General features: G+C 40.5%; 19 protein-coding genes and 2 pseudogenes. 5 read left to right on the forward strand and 16 right to left on the reverse strand.

Annotated features, from left to right (window positions below; all coding sequences use genetic code 11):
* The first annotated feature begins 5 nt into the window (after positions 1 to 5).
* Complete coding sequence (locus JCM11216_RS16045; RefSeq protein ID WP_243675091.1) at positions 6 to 152, forward strand: hypothetical protein; 147 nt, start codon at positions 6 to 8, stop codon at positions 150 to 152.
* On the opposite strand, the gene JCM11216_RS03725 is transcribed toward JCM11216_RS16045, so the two are convergent.
* From JCM11216_RS03725 to JCM11216_RS03795, 15 genes and pseudogenes are all read right to left on the reverse strand, one after another.
* Positions 134 to 694 (reverse strand): hypothetical protein, encoded by a 561-nt coding sequence (locus JCM11216_RS03725; protein ID WP_054853337.1) that lies wholly within the window; start codon positions 692 to 694, stop codon positions 134 to 136. The genes JCM11216_RS16045 and JCM11216_RS03725 overlap by 19 nt on opposite strands.
* Positions 695 to 752: 58 nt before the next feature.
* Positions 753 to 1,706: a hypothetical protein gene (locus JCM11216_RS03730; RefSeq protein WP_054853338.1), complete on the reverse strand. Its 954-nt coding sequence runs from the start codon at positions 1,704 to 1,706 to the stop codon at positions 753 to 755.
* Between the two features lie 77 nt (positions 1,707 to 1,783).
* On the reverse strand, positions 1,784 to 2,029 hold the full coding sequence (locus JCM11216_RS03735; protein WP_054853339.1) for a hypothetical protein: 246 nt from the start codon (positions 2,027 to 2,029) through the stop codon (positions 1,784 to 1,786).
* A gap of 105 nt (positions 2,030 to 2,134) precedes the next feature.
* Positions 2,135 to 3,794: pseudogene (locus JCM11216_RS03740) on the reverse strand (CTP synthase).
* 54 nt (positions 3,795 to 3,848) lie between these two features.
* Positions 3,849 to 4,142 (reverse strand): hypothetical protein, encoded by a 294-nt coding sequence (locus JCM11216_RS03745; RefSeq protein ID WP_054853340.1) that lies wholly within the window; start codon positions 4,140 to 4,142, stop codon positions 3,849 to 3,851.
* Entirely contained in the window at positions 4,120 to 4,356 is a 237-nt protein-coding gene (locus JCM11216_RS03750; protein ID WP_054853341.1) for a hypothetical protein, read from the reverse strand. Before JCM11216_RS03750 ends, JCM11216_RS03745 begins: the two co-directional genes overlap by 23 nt.
* A gap of 40 nt (positions 4,357 to 4,396) precedes the next feature.
* A complete protein-coding gene (locus tag JCM11216_RS03755; RefSeq protein ID WP_243675092.1) occupies positions 4,397 to 5,401 on the reverse strand; it encodes a deoxyhypusine synthase in 1,005 nt (334 codons plus the stop codon).
* 45 nt (positions 5,402 to 5,446) lie between these two features.
* A pseudogene (locus JCM11216_RS03760) lies at positions 5,447 to 6,210 on the reverse strand (class I SAM-dependent methyltransferase).
* Positions 6,207 to 6,668 carry a hypothetical protein gene (locus tag JCM11216_RS03765; protein WP_243675093.1) on the reverse strand — a complete coding sequence of 154 codons (462 nt, stop codon included), beginning with the start codon at positions 6,666 to 6,668 and terminating at the stop codon, positions 6,207 to 6,209. The pseudogene JCM11216_RS03760 and the gene JCM11216_RS03765 overlap by 4 nt, the downstream one beginning before the upstream one ends.
* A gap of 32 nt (positions 6,669 to 6,700) precedes the next feature.
* Complete coding sequence (locus JCM11216_RS03770; RefSeq protein WP_054853343.1) at positions 6,701 to 7,948, reverse strand: M48 family metalloprotease; 1,248 nt, start codon at positions 7,946 to 7,948, stop codon at positions 6,701 to 6,703.
* Positions 7,914 to 8,372, reverse strand: a complete 459-nt coding sequence (locus JCM11216_RS03775) for a hypothetical protein (RefSeq protein ID WP_054853344.1) — start codon at positions 8,370 to 8,372, stop codon at positions 7,914 to 7,916. Before JCM11216_RS03775 ends, JCM11216_RS03770 begins: the two co-directional genes overlap by 35 nt.
* Before the next feature lie 108 nt (positions 8,373 to 8,480).
* Positions 8,481 to 9,749 (reverse strand): DUF87 domain-containing protein, encoded by a 1,269-nt coding sequence (locus JCM11216_RS03780; RefSeq protein ID WP_243675094.1) that lies wholly within the window; start codon positions 9,747 to 9,749, stop codon positions 8,481 to 8,483.
* Positions 9,750 to 9,936: 187 nt separating this feature from the next.
* Positions 9,937 to 11,073: a helicase C-terminal domain-containing protein gene (locus tag JCM11216_RS03785; protein ID WP_054853345.1), complete on the reverse strand. Its 1,137-nt coding sequence runs from the start codon at positions 11,071 to 11,073 to the stop codon at positions 9,937 to 9,939.
* Between the two features lie 115 nt (positions 11,074 to 11,188).
* Positions 11,189 to 11,542, reverse strand: a complete 354-nt coding sequence (locus tag JCM11216_RS03790; RefSeq protein ID WP_054853346.1) for a hypothetical protein — start codon at positions 11,540 to 11,542, stop codon at positions 11,189 to 11,191.
* A 35-nt stretch (positions 11,543 to 11,577) separates the two neighbouring features.
* Positions 11,578 to 11,988, reverse strand: a complete 411-nt coding sequence (locus tag JCM11216_RS03795; protein ID WP_054853347.1) for a hypothetical protein — start codon at positions 11,986 to 11,988, stop codon at positions 11,578 to 11,580.
* Positions 11,989 to 12,136: 148 nt separating this feature from the next.
* Here JCM11216_RS03795 and JCM11216_RS03800 point away from each other — a divergent pair, with 148 nt between their 5' ends.
* The 3 genes from JCM11216_RS03800 to JCM11216_RS03810 all read left to right on the forward strand — a co-directional run bounded on the left by JCM11216_RS03800 (position 12,137) and on the right by JCM11216_RS03810 (position 14,091).
* Complete coding sequence (locus JCM11216_RS03800) at positions 12,137 to 12,859, forward strand: TatD family hydrolase (protein ID WP_243675095.1); 723 nt, start codon at positions 12,137 to 12,139, stop codon at positions 12,857 to 12,859.
* Between the two features lie 120 nt (positions 12,860 to 12,979).
* Positions 12,980 to 13,531 (forward strand): hypothetical protein, encoded by a 552-nt coding sequence (locus JCM11216_RS03805; RefSeq protein WP_054853349.1) that lies wholly within the window; start codon positions 12,980 to 12,982, stop codon positions 13,529 to 13,531.
* A gap of 83 nt (positions 13,532 to 13,614) precedes the next feature.
* A complete protein-coding gene (locus JCM11216_RS03810; RefSeq protein ID WP_243675096.1) occupies positions 13,615 to 14,091 on the forward strand; it encodes an AAA-associated domain-containing protein in 477 nt (158 codons plus the stop codon).
* A gap of 7 nt (positions 14,092 to 14,098) precedes the next feature.
* On the opposite strand, the gene JCM11216_RS03815 is transcribed toward JCM11216_RS03810, so the two are convergent.
* A complete protein-coding gene (locus JCM11216_RS03815) occupies positions 14,099 to 14,482 on the reverse strand; it encodes a hypothetical protein (protein WP_243675097.1) in 384 nt (127 codons plus the stop codon).
* Between the two features lie 138 nt (positions 14,483 to 14,620).
* Between JCM11216_RS03815 and JCM11216_RS03820 the strand changes: the two genes are divergently transcribed.
* Positions 14,621 to 15,343 carry a hypothetical protein gene (locus tag JCM11216_RS03820; RefSeq protein WP_054853351.1) on the forward strand — a complete coding sequence of 241 codons (723 nt, stop codon included), beginning with the start codon at positions 14,621 to 14,623 and terminating at the stop codon, positions 15,341 to 15,343.
* The last annotated feature ends 339 nt before the right edge of the window (positions 15,344 to 15,682 follow it).

Below are 15,682 nucleotides of genomic sequence, written 5' to 3' on the forward strand. Positions count from 1 at the left end.
ATGTAGTGTTTGTTCCTGGAGGTAAGTTCTTCATTAATGGTGGTAGACAGGATACGGCAAGGCTTAGTATTGGATCAATAAGAATTGACCTAATAAGGGAGGGTATAAAGGTGCTAAGTGACGTGATTAATGGTTATTCAATGACTATGTAGTCATCATCGTTAGATCCACCATTACTTAGTCCCTTTATCATTAAAACAATGATGAGAAGTAACGTTAATAAGCCAAATATTATTAATAATGACTTAATGCCTAGAGCTCCCAGTGTCCAGACCCTAACATTAACATTACCGCTGGTTATATTCACGACATATATATCATTACCATAGATAACCATACCAATTGAGGAATTAATTGGAACACAGTACTTACCGGGACCCACGTAGTATAAATCACCAATATTTAATATCGCATTCGGTAACTCATTGTTAAGTAGGTCAGTGGGTGCGAAATTGACAATGTGCGGGTTAATCACCAGCTCCTCCGGGTTACTATTATTTATTGTTATTATGCGACTATAAAGAAGCGACCCATTGCCCAATAATTCCACCTGTACCTGACTACTAATTATGGCGTCAGGTATGTTTACATCCTCACTGCTGCCACTTAGTGGAATTACATACTGGTTGTTACCATACTTAATTAATAATTCTAGCCTTAAATCGGGGCATTCATTGGGAATTACGACATGCAATGTGTAATTGGAGAATATTGCACCATTAATGAACTGCCCTGATAAATATCGCTTGTACCTAGTTCATTAATTCACCATTCGTAAGCGCATACACATCGTAGTTACCTGGGTAAATGCATGAACCATTGACGAGTGGTACCAGTGTTCCGTTAATATTTAAGTAAATTAACGCATTTATTGGATTTCCAGCCTTATCAATTATTGATAAACTTGAACGTGGAATTAAAGGAATACTTACTGTAATGGTGGATACTGGTATCGAATTAAGGTAAATACCTATGGTTTTCATGCCATTAATGGTTATATATAATACTCTATTTGATTCTGGATTTAACGTTAAGTTACTTGTTAAACCTAATACTGAGCCTCCCTGTGTTGCTATAAACACGTTATTACATTTTAACTCCTGCATGGATTCATCAACGAAATTCACAGTTATTGGACTAATTGATGTATTGATTGAACAGTAGGGCGTGTATAACAGATAGGTTGTCCACGGTGTTATTCCTGGAATACCTGTATTAACCACTGTGCAGTTATTGTAAGAGTAGTGAATCCATGGTGCTCCTGTAAGCATTATTAATGGTTTTGATGAAACAGCCAGTACCAGGTTTTGGATATTATTGTTTATTTGTACATAGTAGTAGGGCGTTACCGTGATATATGTTGTGCCATTTGTCGTGATATCTATATTGCTTGAGTACGTAATGTAAGTCGTTATTTTAGCGTATGTACTTAAGGAATCAATATTAATGCTTGCGTATTCTACGCCTAACTCTGCAGTTAGGTAATTGTCGATACCAGCCTCGGCAGGTGATATTGTTATCAATTTAACGATTGAAAATAAATAATTGAGACCAGGAGTTATGGGTATTGATATATTCATGGAACCCTGGGTCATTGTGAACGTCATGTTTGAACCAGGTATTACCAGGGCCTCGGGTGGGTATGGGCCATAAGGTCCTAAATTGAGATAGACACCGTATATGGGTAATGAGCAATTAACTTCCATACTAACATACTTGGGACTATAACTAATAACCGGGGCATTTAGAAGGGTTCCGTTGTACAGCACTAGAGACTCTGATATTATGCCCTCGTTTGAGAGGGGGGGTCTAGGTATGCATTAATCGTTACATTACCTCCCTGTGAACAGTATTGATATATTGGTATTATTAATTTATTATTGGTTATATTAATTACTTCAGTGAAGGATTGATTGTTATAATAAATGTTAACCCCCCCTAGGTAATTAATGATTACCTGCGCATAACTAAGCATGGGCAGCGCCATAAATACAACAATAATGGTTATCCAAAGTATGCGTCTTATCACGAGTAGTAACTCAGAAGGGTTATAAATAATACAATCACGTAAAATAACCAAGTTAATGATGATGCAGTTCGCGGTGGATTGAATGACAGAGCCTTCGAAGACTGATCATGCATATACAGTCGTATTCACGCTATATGGTGATGGCAAACCATGCCTTTTATTGTAGGCAGCCCTTAATAGCGCGATGAATAGTGGATGTGGTCTTAACGGCCTACTCCTAAACTCTGGGTGGAATTGCGTAGCTATGAAGAAGTAGTGGCTTGGTAGCTCTATTATCTCAACCTAGGTACATCAACCTCCATGCCGAGAATACCAAGCCCTTCTCCCTGAGCATTTCAAAAAACTTGGGGGGGTTAATCTCATACCTATGCCTATGTCTCTCTTTAATCTCTGTAGCTCCATAAATAGCGTGGGCTATTGTACCCTTAGTGATACTTATTCTCCTATCACCAAGTATCATAGTCCCACCTAACTCCTCAATATTTTGTTCCTCAGGGGGGGTTATATCAATGACTGGATAGGGCGTGTTTGGATCAACCTCGGTGGTATGAGCACCCTTGAGGCCAACAACATTCCTTGCAAACTCAACAATGGCGAGTTGCATGCCGTAACATATACCTAGAAACGGTATGTTATTCTCACGCACATACCTTATAGCCTCAATCTTACCCTCGACACCCCCCCTAGCGCCAAATCCAGGCAGTACAATCACGGCATCTGCTTTATTAAGCTCGGTGACTTTAATATGGTCCTTCTCAATCTCCTCAGTATCACACCAAACAATGTTTGGCTTAAGCCTTAACTTAGCAGCTGCGTGTTTGATGGCCTCGACAATGCTTATGTACGAGTCATGCAACTTAACGTACTTGCCACACATGTAGACATTAATCTCCTCCTTACCATCCTCAAGAGCATTAACAAAGGCTATCCAATCATCGAGGTTAGGCTCCACCTGGGTTAAACCTAACTTATTTACAATGTATTTTCCTAAGCCCTGTTCCTCGAGTATTAATGGCACCTTGTAAATTGTATCCACGTCATATGATGTGAATACTGCATCAAGTGGCACATTAGTGAATAGTGAGATCTTCCTCCTAGTCTGTTCGTCCAATGGCTTGGGCGATCGGGCGATTATTATGTCAGGCTGTATACCAACTCTCCTAAGCTCAGCAACGCTGTGTTGTAGTGGTTTTGTCTTAAGTTCGCCCGTAGTCGATAGTATGGGGACCAGGGCGACATGAACAAACAATACGTCATTGGGCATTTCAAGTCTCATTTGCCTTGCAGTCTCTAGGAACGGTAGTCCTTCATAATCCCCCCCCACCGTACCTCCGATCTCGATTAATACGATATCCGGCTTCTCCCTCTTTGTTACAAGTAATATTCTTCTCTTTACCTCCTCGGTGACATGCGGTATTAACTGAACCGTCTGTCCAAGGTACTTACCCTTACGTTCCCTCCTAATAACGGTATAGTAAACCTGGCCGCTGGTAATGTTATGGTACTTCGGAACCTCTATATCGAGAAATCTCTCGTAATGACCAAGGTCAAGGTCAGTTTCACCGCCGTCAAATGTCACAAAGACCTCACCATGCTGGAATGGGTTCATAGTGCCAGCATCAACGTTTAGGTATGGGTCTATCTTAATGGCAGTTACCCGATAGCCCCCCCTGGCCTGTAGGATTTTTCCAATGGATGCTGTTGTAATACCCTTACCCAATCCCGATAATACACCGCCGGTTACAAAGATGTATTTTGTCGTCATAATAAGCACGATACAGCTTAATATTTAATACTTACTCTTATACTGAATAAGCCATTACTTAGTCTTACTCCTCATTAATTCCTCATAAACGCCCATTATTAATTCATGCCTTCTCCTTACCTTCTTCTCCATGTCATAAAGCTCATTCCTAATTCTATATAGCTCTACCCTTAACCCATTAACCCTATTAATTAGGTCTAGCTCGCTAGGTGACAACAAGTACTCAAGCTTAGCGTCTGGTTTTAACGTCCTCAGTATTAAGTATATATCTAGTTTACTGAGACCCCCCCTACTTCTTAGCTCATTCACGATGCTTCTTATGTCCTTAGCCTGTGAAATTGAAAGCATTGGAAACCACCTTCTGAAGATCATTCACAAAACCATTTAATGCATTATTAACAGAGCCCTGTAAATGCATTATCCCAGTTACGGTATTTCCAAATAAACCACTTATCAATGACACTAAGGCCACAAGCACCGCCATCGATATTGCTATGAGCAAAACCTCCTCAATAAATATATCCCCTCTCTTCCTTATTTTCCCCCCCACTTTCATACCCATCAATTAATAACGCTCAACTTATTATATAAGGCACTACGTTCTAAACTATGGCCCTAACACCCTTCCTAAAGCCTATCTTCTTAACTACATAAGGTATCAATATGGGTAACACGACAGTGGCATCCTCAAGAACAAAGACTTGTCTCGCAGTTGGCTTCACCTTACCCCCCCACGTAATGGCCTCCTTCGGGCGAGCACCACTTAGTGACCCATCCCATTCAACGGCCATCGTTATGTAAACCACATAATCAAGCCCACCGGCAAACTGACTCCACCAAATAACATGGTGCTTGGAAATACCGCCGCCAATTATTAATGCACCCAGGGACTTACTTGAGTAAACAATGTCCATTAGCTCATGCTCATCCCTAAGAACATCCACCTTAACCTGCTTGCCCCCAGTCCTCGTCCTCTGCATTTCATTATATGTAAGTATTGCTGTGCCGAAGGCACCATCCACGAAACCAGGTACATAAATTGGCACTTTAGCCTTTGACGCTGCCCTAAGTATTGAGTAGTCATCATCAATCCTCTTCCCCCCCATCTCCCAAAGCAACTCCCTAACACCCCCCCACTCCTCCTTAATCCTCGATAAGTCCTCAAGCGATGAGTGCACAAACTTCTCAATTAATGGCCCATAATGCTCCTTCCTAACTGCAACATTACCAATCCTATGAATACCCGCCTTACTCATCTCGACATCATCGACATCGAAATAACTCTGGTAATACTTACCACCCATTGACTTAGCTATATCGTGGTCCAGGGTACCCGCTGTCGTAATTACGACATCCGCAAAACCCCCCCTTTCAATGAACTTTGCTATTAGGCCTCGTAGTCCTGTCGAAATCAGGTTTGCTGTGAAGGATAAGAAGACGGTAGTATCTGGGTCTTTGTACATGTTTAATAGTACATCCACCGCCTCAGCTATGTATCTACCCTGAAACCCACCGATTCGGCTATAGGCTTCTATTAAATCATCTATCGTGCTTATTCCAACGTCCAAGTCATAAACCTCACTTGTTATGAAGGGTGAACCACTCATTGGATAGGATAAGTTAATTTATTTTTAATGTTTTACGAATTTAAATTACTTAATAATCCTTACCTCCTTAATGACCCCCCCTGCTTCATTAACTCACTCACTATACCTCTAACACTTCTTATGGTTAATTGCGTCTTGTTTGATATCTCCTCAATGGACCTATTACCATCAATCAGCTCGAGAACCTCCAGGTACTTCTCATTAAGCTGCATGTTCTTTAGCTTTTCCTCTAGCTCATTAACGGGTATTGGTACTTCAAGACCCGATATCTTGTATAGGTATATCTTGTGGCTTCTCCATTCCTCATATAGATCCTCAACAATTAAGGGTCTCCAGCCGGGAACCTCAAAGTCGTGGGACACAATCCTGGTGCTAGGTCTGAGCTCACGCTCAAGCTTAGGCTTTATCCTCTCATTAACACTTGTGAGTAGGTACATCGTAACCACGTCAGCCTCAGACAAGTCTTCCTCGAAGAAATTGCCGTAAATTACGTGAATCCTATCTTCAAGCCCTAAATCCCTAACCCTCTTAAGTGTTTGTTCGTACAAATCCTTCCTAATTTCTATACAAGTAGCCTGAGCACCAAATTCCCTGGCAGCCATTATTACTATTCTACCATCACCACAACCAAGGTCATAAACAACCTCATCCCTCTTAACATTTGCTAACTGAAGCATTCTCCTGACCACGACCTCTGGCGTAGGTACGAAAGGGACATCGTAAGGCATATTAAAATACGGAAAGAAATTGGGGGGGTTATATATATCCTTCTCTAGCGCGTTTTCATAGTAATCATCGAAATTGCTCACGGACCCTCATTACTAACCCTATTTATTATTTTTATTTTGAGCCCCTCATTATCATAATTAATATCAAGATCAACAATACCCTTTTTCTTAAGGATTCTGATCGCATCGATTAATAATGATCGTTCCTGAGGTGTTACCTTGGCTAACGCATCATTTAAGTCCTCAGAATTACTGACTATGTCTAGGTACTTCCTAATTAATGTTGAATTTAAATTAATTAATGCTGGGTTTCCCTCAAGCATTAACTCATGAATTGCTGAGTCCGTGATCGAGTATATATCCATTAATACGTCTGATAATGATACGCATTTAGTTATTATGTCATTTATTAATGATGATAGTTCCGATAGTTCGGGATACTTAGTCTCTAGTCTATTGATTAACATCCTCAATTCACTCATTTTCTCAATTAAGTCCATGTATACGCCATAACTAGGGACAAAAATTAAACTAACCATTAAATAACTAATGAAATATTGTAAGTTACCGATTATCGTATGATCCTGGCTAACCTACTCGATATTGGCGGATGCGATGCAAAAATAATAAATCTCCTTCTTACCAATTCATTATGTAGTTCCTTCCAAGTAACTCTAATTAATGCCATGGCTAAGTCCCTCTTCGGCACAAACTTGAGGGCGTACTTATCCGCTGAGTACTCGCTCAATTTCATTATATATGCCATGCCAAATATTTCGAAAAATATTGCGGCGATGATTATGGGTATCGCTGGTAGGCTCATTAATGGAATTATATAGGTAATTAGTGCAATATTCACTAATTGAACCAGCGATATTAAGAACAATGCCTTTGCGGAGTCTCCATGAACAATATGCCCAACCTCATGCATTATTACGGCAATTAACTCATTGGTACTCAGACATGATAAAAGTCTTGATGTTAATATTATGTAATTAATGCCAGGTAAACCAATGGATGCCGCGTTACATTGATTTACGTTAACTAGGTAAATGCCATAATTCTTCCTAATACCTAACCTACTAATTAAGTCATTAACGTTTATCTCCTCCTCATAGAAATTTTGTGGTCTTGTCCTTGAGTTGCTCACCAATAGCATTAGAAATCTCCTTATTTCATTTAGTGATTTTATATTTTCAATTCTAGATAAAAGCCGCAAAGCCTCGTTAAACCTCTTCTCATCAAAATCCCCGTACTCCAGTACAAACTTTATTATTTGCGCATTTCTCAAATCACCACGTCTAATCTTTAATTGTAATATGTATGAATAAATAATTGGTATTAAAAGTGGTGATAGGAGCAATACTATTATTAGGTGCAGTGATGGTATTGCATTAACAATTCTCAATACAGCAATAATTATTGATAGCACCATTATTGATATTAACATAAGCCATATCAAACCAACAGGCGGTGAGTAGGCCCTTGGCAAATCATTAACCCTATAAATCCTATTTTTCCTCTTTATGAGAAGTATCGTTATTCTACGTACGCCATCGGTGCCTAGATACCTTAGAACCAATGCATTTACAAGATCCTTTACCTTACCACGACCCCTTATCCTCACCTCGTGGTTAATGCTTAACTCGGCATTTCCATCATCACCATACACCATTAACCTAGCAATATCACTGTCGATCTCCCTAGTCACGTATAACAAACCAGTGATCTTCAATAAATAATCCTCTACATAATTAATTAGGGATTGAGGATCTTTAATTAAATCACGGATTATTTGATATATTCTTATTGCCGCCATTCGTGGCTGTCTGTGCCAGGTTTATTTTTTGGGCATTAGTTAATTCCCTCAGCATATTTATACTTGTATTACCTCTTCTCGTGGATTTATAACCATCAATGAATGATAGTATCTCATGAACATTGTTATGCTCAAGAATGAGCCAGAACTCGGTGTTTCTCATTATACCGTAGACCTTACCCCTGGCACTCCTCTTAATAACCCTAATGAGACCAAGCTCAACAAGCTCCTCAAGGAAATTCCTGACTATGACTGATTCAGAACGTGGACTCTTCCTTGTCCAAATGGATATGTCCTGGGCGACCTTCGCGGGCCTGAAGGTTATTAATTGACCCTTTGCGTTGAGGACCATGTCCTTTAACATCTGAAGTATTAGAATCTTCACCTTCTTTGTATCCACCATTAAGTTTTCCGAGGCTGTCATTAGGGCACCAGGGTTTCCGTATATATCCGCTTAAATAAATAAATTCAGAAATTGTGACACTCCCGCAGTAGTAAACGTCAGAGTTCCAAGAAATCTCTTTATAATTAATTATATGTCATTTTTCAATTTGCCATCAAGCTCCAGTATCTTCTCGATGAGCTTTTCATCCGCATCTAGTATTCTTTCTATTTCATTAACCTTATCACGTAAATTAACAACCTCTTTCTCCAACTCCATTATTTGTTTCCTAAATAGCGAATCCCCATTATTTATTACTGCGCTATTAGGTAGCGTTGACCCGCCATTATCAGGGCTTACCTGCCTTACCATTGCCCTTTTATCATGACCCGGGGCTTCATCTACCCTATTCACGATCTCGTTATTGGTACTTACTCGATTATCCGTTTCAGCCATGGGTTTATTATTTAGTAATAAATTACTGTTTACCATGTTAGTATTAATATCCTGAAAAGACCCATTTCCTAGCTCACCAAGTCTTCTAATAACTACATGGGTTGGCTCAATTGTTGCCCTTAATGGCCTCACCCTTGTAATGCCCTTACTACTTATTACTATTGCCTCCTCAGTGGATATTTCATTCAACTTATTAATTAGGTTCCTGGAAAACATTACCTCACCATCCAGTAATTCAGGATTTATCTTAAACAGCACTATATTACAATGCTTTAATATCGATGATTTAGGCACAGCATTACTAACTAGGACAACCCTCAACCCGTACTTGGCCAATTCCATTATTATGTGATCAATTATTGAATAACTGGAGCCACCTATGTCGAGTAGGTTCTGGGCCTCCTCAATAATCAACACATGCCTAACACCTCTCTCAATTAAGCCCCTCCTCATGTAATGCATGTATAGCGCTGCCAGTATTAATGAAGAGACGAGTCTCTTCTCCTCAATAATCGTTAAGTCACTAAGATCTATAACAGCGTCACCCTCTACTAACGAATCGATATCCACAATACCCTTACCAATGTTCATAGCTGAATACTCAAGTCTCCTCAGTATAGCTGCCTTCATCTCAGCCTCTGTCCTGGTGTTAACGAGGTAATTATCTATTTTATTTATTAAATCGTTAAAGTTCGTGTAATTGCCATCACGGATCATCCTATACAGCATGTACATACTCGGCTCATTAAGCCCCAGGCCAAAGCCCAGGATCTCAGTCAATAACTTAGGTGGAAGCTTCTCAAGATCTATATTAATTGCCGAGGTTGGTAATGTTGGTAATAACCCCCCCGTGTACTCACCATGCCAGTCAAGCACTGTGACCACGTATTTTCTACGAAGCTTCTTAATCATGGCCTTAACAAGTGATGACTTACCACCCCCTGGTGGGGGCCAAGAATACATAAATGCCTATCAAGTGATACTTTATAGGGTATCATGAATCGTGTGCCCACCGTAACATTGTCCGCCGAGAATTCCTTCATTAATGATGCGATGATCAATGAGGTGGGTATTACAATTGCACTAATGCCCAGTATGTCCATATACCTCATTATGAAACTCCCAACAGGACTTATAAGGCACTCAATGCTCATCGCCATAGTGACTCATTTAGTAATTGGAAGAGCCTTATTGGTTTTATCCTAGACATAAGCCATTTAGGCATGTATTTTCTATAGCGATAAAATCTACCATCAAGTAGAACAGCGACCTTCTTGTGCCTATCCAAATCCCTAAGTAACCTACCAATTATTTGTATCGTGGTTGATATTGCCGGGAATAAGAACGTGGTTGTAAACCCACTTATCCCTAGTTTTCCGTAATAACGCGACTTTAAGAAACCCCATTGGCTGTATTGAGGTAGTGGAAATCCAATAATCATAACGCCGATCAACTCCTGCTCGAGAAAGTTTATGCCTTCACTAATTGGGTTCTGGGCATACGTTATTATTAATGATTTGGTGACCCTGGCATTCTCCTTAAATACCCCCCCTATGGTATTTATGGCCTCAGAACCATCTCTGAGTATGAAAGTTGGAATTCCCCCCCAAACTGGTGGGGGGGCGTATTGATTAATGTATGAATTCATATACTCAATGCTTGGAAAGAATACGGCTAAACCACCGACTGGCGGTGATGCTTCAATAAAAGCCTTAATGCTTCTATTAACGATGTCCAGGTACTCCTTCAATAACCTATTTCTATGCGTAAATTCAACATCCCTTACGGAAAAAACAACAAGGTTTTCCAGGTACTCCTTAGGTAGGGAATCCACAGTTATGTAATACGAAGGCCTAGAGAAAATGTTCATTATGTATGAAAATCTTTTACTAATAGATGCCGTTAGGAGAAGAACCTTTTGTGATTTCATTATTAAATCACGGATAGGCCTTAATGAGAGACACCTTAGCTTAACTAGCTCACCATCGTATGTAAATGCGCATAAGTCGTTCCCAAAGTGGGTAAGTATTTCAATAACCTTATCGTCGATTGATTCTGACCCCTTTAATAAATCATCAATATCAAACCTCCTCAGTATCACGACTTCCCTCTCTGGTGTATAACCATTTATCCTATCGAGTAATTTGCTGGCTAGGTCATTGCCACTTGATGCCCATCGCCTCAATTCATCAATCTTAATGACCGTAGACCCCTCAAGACCCACCGCTACATTATGGAACTCGTCAATGATCACAAGGGGCTTGTTCCAGGTATTGATGATACTCATTATCTTACCATAGAGTTCAGGGCTTGATAAGTACGCGTGGGTTGATATTACTATGGGTAATTGATAGGCTAGGGCTTCATTAACCTCGTATGGGCATAAGCCATCACTAAACAGGTCAAGGGGGGTTGCAGGTCATTATAGGTAATGCAACTTCGGTCCTCTTGACTTTACATACACCATTTAACCTATATAGGAAGCACTGCTTAGAATTATGTGCATTAAATGGACATAGTGACTCCCTGCCAAGGAATAAGGAGGTTCTATCCCTGATACCAGCCCTTCTAGTAAACTCGCAAAGCTGCAGTGCCTCGGCCCTGGACTTAGTTATTATTAATACCTGCCCACCATCATTAACCCACTTCATCGCCACCGCTATCGCTATCCTGGACTTACCAAAGCCTGGATAAGCATTTAATAAGATAACATCCTTCTTCCTTAATACTGAGTATATGTAATCGGTAATATCCATTCCAATAGTTATGGCTCAAATCAATTAATTAGGCACTATGCAGAGGGTTCGTAAATCCGCGTCTTAGAACCCTCAAGAAACTTCTTCTTAATTCCCTTCATACTCTCAAGGGCATTATCAATGGCATTAAGCACCCTTGGGTCTGTCTTAACCTCATCAAGCTCCTTACAATTATTTAACACCTTCTCAAATAACTCATCAACTATCTTATCCGGAAGTCTCTCAAGGGCCTCTCCATATATCTTCAGTAATTCGTTGCTTATGAAGTCAACAATACTGTTAATATCTTTCCAGTTATCCTCAGCTTGCCTAATAATTGATAATATTGTTTCTAGGCTATACCTCTCATCAGCTGATAATTTAGAATCATCGAGCTCCAAGTAGGCCCTATTTAGGCAGTACCTAACGAACCTGTACATTAATGGATTTATGTTAAGTGCCGACATCGAGTTATATAAGAATGGCTCTTTAAAAATCTATACCTAAATGTTGGATTAATCACGACTACCGGCAAATCAATTTATAGGGGGGGTTATTAATCACGGCATTTTGAGGCGCTTGATCGATGCCCATGCACATCTAAGCAGGTGGGATGTGTATAATCGTGCGGATGAATTGATAAGTGAGGCTCGTAGGGAGGGATTACTCGGCATAATCAATGTAACAATGAGACTAAGTGAGGTAATGAATGCGATAAGTCTCGTGAATAGGTATGGTGAGTTTGTACATACGGCATTAGGGTATGACTATGGTGGTTTCGACATTAAGGAGGTCCAGGAGATCATGAAGGTAATTAACGAGAGAAGAGACTTAATTGTTGGGATTGGTGAGGTTGGGCTTGACTACAGTGTTGTTAGGGATAGAATGCTTAGGGAGATCTCACGGCACATATTCATTAAATGGATCCTGCTTGCTAAGGACCTTGATCTGCCATTAATAATTCATTCGAGGGGTGCTGAGGATGATATAATCAGGTTACTGAACAAGTATGGGCCTGTCAAATGCGTAATGCATGCATTCAGCGGTAGTAGGGAACAGGTAATGAAATTGCTCGAGCTTGGTTGTTACTTCTCAATACCACCGACCATAACCAGATCCCGACAAAAGAGGGACTTGGCCATGATGCTACCTCTAAATCGAATACTTCTCGAAAGTGATACGCCTGAACTTGGGCCTAGCCCTGGTGAGGAGTCAAGGCCTGTTCATATTAAGGTTGTGCTGATGGAATTGTCGAGGATCCTTGGTATTGACCCAATGGAGTTAGACAGTGTTATTTCTGAGAATACATTAACAATATTTCAATTAGGTAGGAAATGATCAGTCCTGCGTGGTTTCTTCACGGTTCATCTCTCCGGTCCTCATCATTGGCATGAATTTCTCTCTGGAGGGTAATAAATAATTTATTAACTTGCCATAGTATTACTTAAGGAATTGCTCATGGGAATTATCGATAGGATTATTGAGGAGTTTAGAAATAGAGGATTTAGAATTAGGATTGTCCGTGATGACTCAATAAAGGCCGACCTTAATAGATTAAGGGCTAAGGCCTGGGTTATTCCAGGGAGTTACTTTCCATGGTGGTCAAACCCACTTGACATGATTGAGGAGCTGGAACTTAGTGATGTCAATGCGTTATTCGTTATTTCTGAAAGGCCGTACGTGATTAGTGATTACATTGTTAATAATTTGTCGAAAGCTCGTTATTGGTTTAATAAGGAATTGAATATAAAAGTATACGCAATAAACATCGATAGGCTGGAGGAAGACCTAGAGGATGGTATTAACCTCGCAATAACGAACTTCTATGAGGAGGTCAGCAACGTAATGCTAAGAGGGAGTACCTGCCCAAGCTGTGGCTCGCCAATGACCTTAATGTACTCCTCGAGGTATTACTCACATAGGTGGAAGACGTGGGTCAACGAATACGTTGAAGTCTGCGAGAGGTGTAAGATTATTTCTCATAAATTGACCATTTCATATTTACAATAGTGAACTTTTACCCGAAAATAATGCTTATTAACCACTAAAGTGATAACCTATGGAAGCAGGTTTTTATGCCTGATTTACCATTTATGCCGTTAGATGCAAGGTTCGCAGATGTGCTCGGATTAATAGACACACTCGTCAATGAGTTTAAGGGGGGGCAGGCTGATATATTCATGATCGCGAAGGAGATGGAGTCCGACATCGATGATTTAATGCCTGCGCTCAATGCGGCTGTTTACCTTGGGTTTGTCGAGGTTAAGGGTGGTGATATAAAGATCACGAATGAGGGTAAGGAGTTTCTTAATGCTAAAATTAGCGATAGGAAGAAAATACTCCGGCAAAAGCTGCTTAATCTTGAGCCATTCCATACAGCTTACAGCCTGGGTCTGCGTAAACCATTTACAATCGATGACCTTATTGAGAAATTGAATGAGAAAGGCTACGTGGAGGCCAGAGAACCAGGGATTAGGCACTTGCTCGAGATATTACTAGCCGAGTGGGGGGGTGTATTCGCAGGCATGCTCAAGAAGAGGGGGGGTGATGTGTATATCGCAATACCGTGAAACTAAGTCACTTATTAACCCTGATGAACACCATCCCCCCCGAAACAATAACCTCCTCAATAACTCCATCATTCAATAACTGATTATATATCAATCGCCAATTATCAGAAACACTATTGCTAAGCCACTCCTCAAATTGAGGCTTTGGCACCATCCCCCCCTGGATCTCACTCCTTAGTTTATCCACAAGTCTCTGAAGGTTTAGTTTATTCCTGCCATTACCAGCATCATTAGAGTTATTTTTAGTACTGCCCACTGTGAAACTTTCAATAGCCCTTCTCTTTATATAAAATGTACCATCCAACGTACTATACATAACCTCAAAGAGGCCCGATCTACTTAACCTATTAATTAAGTCAATACCTATCTTCACGCCCAGTAAATGCTCCACCTCATCAATACTAACCCACTTATCATCAATAACCCCCCCATCAACCTCCTTATCAAGTCATCACTTATTGCCAATGTCACGCGGGAAATGTTGCGTACTGATATAAATCTTAAATAATTAATTTAAAAAGAGCGATTAATGATTACATCGTTTAAAGTACCCACGGTACTGGTAATCGGCAGGATAGGTAGAGAGTTAACTGTGTGGAGTATAGATGGTACTACCACGCCGCTGGGCAGTGTTAATGGTATTGAATTAGTTGATGAGCTCAAGATAGAGAGACAGGTAGTAGGCCACGTAGCAATTGCGTCCTTTGGGCAGTACGTAATTAAGGCCATGGACCTGGGTAGTAGGTATGGCTCATACACATTGAGCGAGGACTCCCTGGTCAGGATACCTAGCAGGGGTGGTATTGACCTTAGGAAGTACAATGATTGGGTAACCATAAGAAACGCCTTTATACTGATTGGAGACCCGAATTCTGGTTACTCTGATTATTACCCATTAATATGTCCATATAGGGTTGGTGATACGTTATTCATTAATGCGGGATACACCAATTCAGGAAGTATTAGGGCGGTATTAACCATACTTGGCATTCTACGTAACTATGCAGAGAGAGGTCGAGTAAATGCATCATGCATGTGCAGGATACCCTCAATGCCCCCCCTAGAAATGGCATTGATAAGCGGTGATAAGTACCTACTGGTTAGGACCTACCTCAATGATGGTCAGTCAATGGTAAGTAATAAGTACCTGGTCATACTGACCAAGGGAGGTAACGTAATTAATAGGTACTCGACGGATAATGACCCGGTGGACATTGTCATTAAAATGCTTAATGAAATGAGGAGCATCTAGGTAAGTAAAAGTAAGGATTAATAGTAACCATACTTTGTATTAATTTGTGAGTATAAACACAGGGCTTGAATTCGTCGCCGAGAATGTACTACCAATAATAAGGAGTTTAGTCGCCAAGAGATTACTCGAGAGTGGCTATAGCCAGCTTAGGGTGGCTAGGATACTGGGTGTAACGCAACCGGCGGTTAATAGGTACGTAAGTAAAGACTACGGTGAACTGCTCAGTAGGGCTGAGTCCCTAGGTATTAGTAAGGATTGGATCCTCAGGGTTGTTGATAACGTCGTTGAGTTAATACTAGGTAATAGGGAGTACGAGGCCCTTGAGTACCTAACCAATGC

Source organism: Vulcanisaeta distributa JCM 11216 (assembly GCF_001315985.1).
GTDB classification, from domain to species: domain Archaea; phylum Thermoproteota; class Thermoprotei; order Thermoproteales; family Thermocladiaceae; genus Vulcanisaeta; species Vulcanisaeta distributa_E.